Origin of the sequence: Terrisporobacter sp. (assembly GCF_017888745.1) — a bacterium.
Taxonomy (GTDB): domain Bacteria; phylum Bacillota; class Clostridia; order Peptostreptococcales; family Peptostreptococcaceae; genus Terrisporobacter.
Window position 1 is genome coordinate 1 of record NZ_JAGHFM010000220.1, and the last position, 5,964, is coordinate 5,964.

Sequence of the window (5,964 nt, forward strand, 5' to 3'; positions counted from 1 at the left end):
GGGACTAGGATTTAAAGCAAAAGAAGGAGATATAGTTGATAAAAAACGTGTCGAGAAAATTTTTGTGATGAATAGTAAGTCTACTATAGATAAATTTAAAGAATTACTAGAAAAGCTTCCAATGGAGCACTTTAGAGTATCCCATGAAATAATAAGTTATTCAAAGAGAACATTAGGCAAAAGATTAAATGAAAATATATACATAACTTTAACCGATCATATTAACTTTGCTATAAAAAGATTTAATAATGGAATGATGTTTCCAAATCCATTGTTATGGGAAGTTAAACAGTTTTATAAAAGTGAGTACTTAATAGGAGAATATGCTATTAGGCTTATTAAAGATAAACTGGGAATAGAAATGAATGAAGATGAAGCTGCAAATATTGCATTGCACATAGTAAATGCAGAGTATAACACAAATATGAATGATGCTCTTAAAATAACTACATTAATTAGTGATATTGTAAAAATAATAACTGATTTTTATGATATTGAGTTAGACGAAGAAAGTCTTCATTATTCTAGGTTAATAACTCATTTAAAGTTTTTATCTCAAAGAATATTTTTAAATGAAATGCTTAAAGAAACAGATGATTTCTTAATAGACATGATTACAGAAAGATATCCAAGAGAATATGAGTGTGCTTTAAAGATAAAAGAGTATATTGAAAATAAATATGAACACAACGTTTCAAAAGAAGAAATAGCTTATTTAGCAGTACATATAAAAAGGGTTTCTATGCATTCAGAAGAGTTATAGTAGAATTAAGTTAAAAACGGAGGAATTATAATGTTTAAGTCATTAAAAGAGAAATTTAGTAAAAAAAATGATGAAGGTATATTTGTTTTATCACCAGTAGAAGGTGAAGCCGTACCTATGAATATAGTAAATGATCCAACTTTTGCTGGGGAAATGTTAGGTAAAGGGATAGCAATAAAGCCTAGTGTAGGTAGAGTTGTTGCGCCAATAGATGGTGAGATAACAGTATTATTCGAAACTAAGCACGCTTTATCTATCGCAGGAGAAAATGGAGTAGAACTATTGATACATATAGGATTAGATACAGTAAATCTTAAAGGAGAATACTTTATAGCTCATGCAAAAGCAGGTGATAAAGTAAAAGCAGGGGATTTATTATTAGAATTTGATATGAAAAAAATAAGAGAAGCAGGGTATGACATAATTACACCTGTTATAGTTTGCAACACACTTGAATTTGCTGATGTAAAAGGAAGTGTGTTGGGTCAAGTTAAAGAATTAGATAAAATAATAGAAGTTGTAAAAAAATAATATTAAATTTTTAAATTTGTATTTTAGGGTTTAAAGCCTTTAAAATAAATAAATTATAGGGGGAATTATAAAATTATGATGAAGTATTTACAAAAATTAGGTAAGTCTTTAATGCTTCCAGTTGCTTGTTTACCTGTAGCAAGTATATTAATGGGTATAGGTTACTGGATTGACCCAACTGGTTGGGGAGCAAATAGTGTAGTTGCAGCATTTATGATAAAAGCTGGTAGTGCACTAATAGACAACATGGCAATATTATTTGCTATAGGTGTTGGTGTAGGAATGTCTGATGACAATGATGGTTCAGCAGGACTTGCTGCTTTAGTTTCTTGGTTGGTTATAACTACGTTATTGGCACCAGGTTCAGTAGCATTTTTCCAACAAATAGATGTGACTGAAGTTGCAGCAGCATTCAGTAAAATACAAACTCAATTTATAGGTATTTTATCAGGTATAATAGGTGCAACTTGCTACAACAAGTTTAAAAATACTAAGTTACCAAACTGGTTATCATTCTTTAGTGGTAAGAGAAGTGTTGCTATAGTAACTGCATTATTCTCAGTTATAGCATCAGTTGTATTATTCTTTGTATGGCCATTTGTATACAATGCATTAGTATCATTTGGTAAAGCTATAATAGCAGCAGGACCAATAGGTGCTGGTATATATGGATTCTTTAACAGATTATTAATACCAACTGGTTTACACCATGCTCTAAACTCAGTATTCTGGTTTGACGTTGCTGGTATAGATGATATAGCTAATTTCTGGGCTGGAACAGGAGTTAAAGGTGTTACTGGTATGTATATGACAGGATTCTTCCCAGTTATGATGTTTGGTTTACCAGCAGGAGCTTTAGCAATGTACCACTGTGCTAAAAAAGAAAAGAAAGCAGCTGTATATGGATTATTATTAGCAGCATCTTTCTCAGCATTCTTCTCAGGTGTTACAGAGCCATTAGAATTCGCATTCATGTTCTTAGCTCCAGGATTATATGTATTACATGCGGCTTTAACAGGAGTATCAATGGCAGTTTGTGCTATGCTTCCAGTAAGATCTGGATTTAACTTCTCAGCAGGATTTGTTGACTGGTTCTTAAGTTTCAAAGCACCAATGGCTATTAGCCCATTAATGTTAATACCAATAGGTTTAGTATTTGCATTCTTATACTATGTAGTATTTAGATTTGCTATAACTAAGTTCAACTTAAAAACTCCTGGTAGAGAAGAAGATGATGAAGTAGTTATAAAAAATTCTTCAACTACATCTAATAGTGATTATGCAGCAGTTGCTGAAACAATTTTAAGTGGTCTTGGTGGAGCATCAAATGTAACTTCTATAGATAACTGTATAACTAGACTTCGTTTAGAAGTAAAAGATCAATCTTTAGTAGATGAAAAAGTAATAAAATCAGCAGGTGTTGCAGGTCTTATAAGACCAGGTAAAACTAGTGTTCAAGTTATAATAGGACCTCATGTACAATTTGTTGCAGATGAGTTTAAGAAACTTTGTCAATCTAAAAATATATAAATAGAATTAAATATTTAACATATATATTGGATTACGAGTAAATGAAAATACCCTAAGATATTATCTTAGGGTATTTTTTACATGCAATTAATTTATAATAGACAAATTTCTATTGATAGTTTATTTATAGTAAAATAAATGTATTTAAAAATATAAAAGGTATTTTTAGCAATGTGCGAAGTCATTGGCAACATGAAGTGGAGAATCAACGCAGTGCTTAAGCAAAGGGAATTTTACTCAAAAGGATAAACAAATCCCCATTGATTTCTTACTTCACTTAATATATGAGTAACATCCCTAGTTAATTGAAGTTGCTCATCTCCGTTTTTATTAGCAATATATTCTTGCATATCTTCAATTTCATAACATAAAGCTTTAGAAGTATCTCCTACGTGAATTTCTTCAGTTCTATTGTCTTCAGTATAAGTTATAGTAGCTTTATCTGCTCTTGGATAGTTATTTACTTCTATATACCCAAGTTCAGCAGATACAACACCACGCTTAGGCTGTTTAGCTCTCATTGTCAATGCCATAACTGCCATTTGACCACAGTTATTTTTTAAAATTATACCAGATTGTTCATCAACACCAGTTTCAAAATAATTAGCAGTTGTAAGTATGGTATTTGGTTTACTTTCCATGAAGAATCTAGCAAAAGAAGTAGCATAAACTCCTATATCAAGTAAAGCACCGCCAGCTAATTCTTTGCTAAAGAAACGATTATTTACATCATATTCTTTACAACTTCCAAAATTAACTTGAATCATTTTAACTTTACCTATGGCACCAGAATCAACTATTTCTTTTAACTTCTTATATAAAGGCATATGAAATAGTGTCATGGCTTCAGCAATTACTAAGTTTTTTTCTTTAGCAATAGATACAACTTCTTCTAATTGTTTTGAATTTACTGTAATTGCTTTCTCACATAATACATGTTTATTATTTTTTACTGCTTTTAATAAATATTCATAATGGACATTGTGAGGTGTTGAAATATAAACTATATCTAAGTTTGGATCTAAAAGCATTTCATCGCAGCTTTCATAAACTTTTGTAACACCAAATTCTTTACCAAATAACTTAGCCTTTTCTATATTTCTATTAGCAACTGCATAAATTTCGCCATTTACTTCTTTTAAAGCAGATGCCATTTCTTTACCGATACTTCCTGTACCTAATATACCCCAATTGTATTTTTTCATTTTAATATTACTCCTTATATTTAATATTTATTTTTCTATAACTCTAACTCCATTTTCAGAAACGACTAATGCTTTAGTACATATGTTATAAAATAGAGAAGTATCAACAACACCAGTTATATTTCTCAAATTAGAATCTAAAGTTTTAATATCATCTACTTTATTAAATTTAACATTCATTAGTAAAAGTCCATGATCACTAATTGTAAAACAATCTTTATCAGAACTTTTTCTCATAGAAGGAATTCCTCCTAGTTTTTTTACTTCACTTTCCACATAGCTTAAGCTTTCTTCGAATATTTCAAGAACAACAGGATTTTTAAATGTTAAAGTAGGGCTAACCTTACTTTCATCCACTAATAATATGTAATTGTCAGCCATTTTTGCTATGATTTTCTCTTTTGTATGAATGCCTCCACCACTTTTCAATGCATTTAAATTATTATCAATTTCATCACAACCATCAAAGGCAACAGATATTTTATTAACTGACCAAGATGGTATAACATTTAAGCCTTGTTTTATACATAACATTTCTGTGTTGAAAGATGGAGTTACAATTTGCACATTGAGCTTTGATTCTTTAATATAATCAACCAAATAAGAAATTGTACTTCCTCCTCCAAGACCTATTACAGAGTTATCCTTTATATATCTTAAGGCCTCTTTTGCACATATTCTCTTCATAAGTCCCCCATTTTTTATAATTTATCATCAATAATAGATTGCTCATGTCTACTGATATTTTTGTAAGCATCTTCTTTTTTTACAGTTAAGAATAAATATAATATTTCTATCACAACAGTTGCAGACACTCTAGAAAAGCAGTATTCATCCATAAATAACTTTTCTCTCGTAGCAGTGGTAATATGATAATCACTTACTTTTGCAATAGGTGAATTTTCGTTATTTGTTATGGCCATAGTTTTTGCACCTTTTACTTTAGCAGCTTCTAAAACAGTTACTAATCTCTTGGAAGCACCAGAGTTTGATATTGCAATTACCAAATCTTCTTTATGCAAGTTATAAGTATATGCTAATTGTGTTTCAAAAATTGTATTACATACAGTAGGAATGCCTATTTGGTTAAATTTATAAGAAGCATCCAAAGCTACTGGAGTAGTATTTCCAACAGCTACAAATTGAATTGTTCTAGCATTTTCTATTAAATTTAAAATTTCATTAAATTTTATTTCATCAATCATAGATATAGTTTGTTTTAATTCATCAATCTTATTAGCAAGTATGTTTTGTAAAGATTGACTGATATTATCTGGATCAATATTATTAGACACAGTAATATTTTTATCACTAGATTGTATAATTTCTTTTGCTAGACTTACCTTTAAATGATGAAATCCTTTCATATTGCATTTTCTACAAAATCTAGATACTGTAGCTTCACTTGCGCCACTAGAATTAGCCAATTCTGCAATAGTCATTTCTATCACTTTTTCCTTATGATTTATGATATAAGTTGCAATTTTTTTTTCCGCATCGAAAAAACTGTTATAATTTGAGAAGATTGTATCTAACACTGTTTTATTACTCATAATGTTACTCCCTTCACTAAAGTGTTGTAATTATATTTACTAATTTTTAATCTATTAATTGATCTTTGTTTAAATTATATAATGATGCGATAATTTTGTCAAAAATAATATTATGAAAAATTATTTCATGAGATGGTATTGAAAATTATCTTTTATAAGAGCAAGTTTAGATTCAATGATATCTATAAAATATAATAATAAATATAATAATATTAAAATTAAAAATTGAATAATTCTTAAATATTAGCAATTAAATAAAAATATTAATGAAATAAAATAATTTCAATAAAATTTTGTCAAAAAGTTTACATTTGCTAATAGGTAATATATAATTTTACATAACCTAAAATCAAATTGATTGACAAAATAGGAACATTAAAAC

General features: G+C 28.9%; 6 protein-coding genes. 3 read left to right on the top strand and 3 right to left on the bottom strand.

Annotated features, from left to right (window positions below):
- The 3 genes from licT to nagE all read left to right on the top strand — a co-directional run.
- Positions 1 to 763 (top strand): BglG family transcription antiterminator LicT (gene licT, locus J7G74_RS10550; RefSeq protein ID WP_297135042.1); only part of this gene is annotated, 763 nt, incomplete at its 5' end.
- A gap of 30 nt (positions 764 to 793) precedes the next feature.
- Positions 794 to 1,294: a PTS sugar transporter subunit IIA gene (locus J7G74_RS10555; RefSeq protein WP_297135044.1), complete on the top strand. Its 501-nt coding sequence runs from the start codon at positions 794 to 796 to the stop codon at positions 1,292 to 1,294.
- Positions 1,295 to 1,369: 75 nt separating this feature from the next.
- Entirely contained in the window at positions 1,370 to 2,824 is a 1,455-nt protein-coding gene (gene nagE, locus J7G74_RS10560; RefSeq protein ID WP_297135047.1) for an N-acetylglucosamine-specific PTS transporter subunit IIBC, read from the top strand.
- 233 nt (positions 2,825 to 3,057) lie between these two features.
- On the opposite strand, the gene J7G74_RS10565 is transcribed toward nagE, so the two are convergent.
- Genes J7G74_RS10565 through J7G74_RS10575 form a run of 3 tightly spaced genes read right to left on the bottom strand, consistent with a single transcriptional unit; the run spans position 3,058 to position 5,582 of the window.
- Positions 3,058 to 4,029: a Gfo/Idh/MocA family protein gene (locus J7G74_RS10565; protein ID WP_297135049.1), complete on the bottom strand. Its 972-nt coding sequence runs from the start codon at positions 4,027 to 4,029 to the stop codon at positions 3,058 to 3,060.
- A gap of 27 nt (positions 4,030 to 4,056) precedes the next feature.
- Entirely contained in the window at positions 4,057 to 4,716 is a 660-nt protein-coding gene (gene rpiA, locus J7G74_RS10570) for a ribose 5-phosphate isomerase A (protein ID WP_297135051.1), read from the bottom strand.
- Positions 4,717 to 4,730: 14 nt separating this feature from the next.
- A complete protein-coding gene (locus tag J7G74_RS10575) occupies positions 4,731 to 5,582 on the bottom strand; it encodes a MurR/RpiR family transcriptional regulator (protein ID WP_330616522.1) in 852 nt (283 codons plus the stop codon).
- Positions 5,583 to 5,964: the final 382 nt, after the last annotated feature.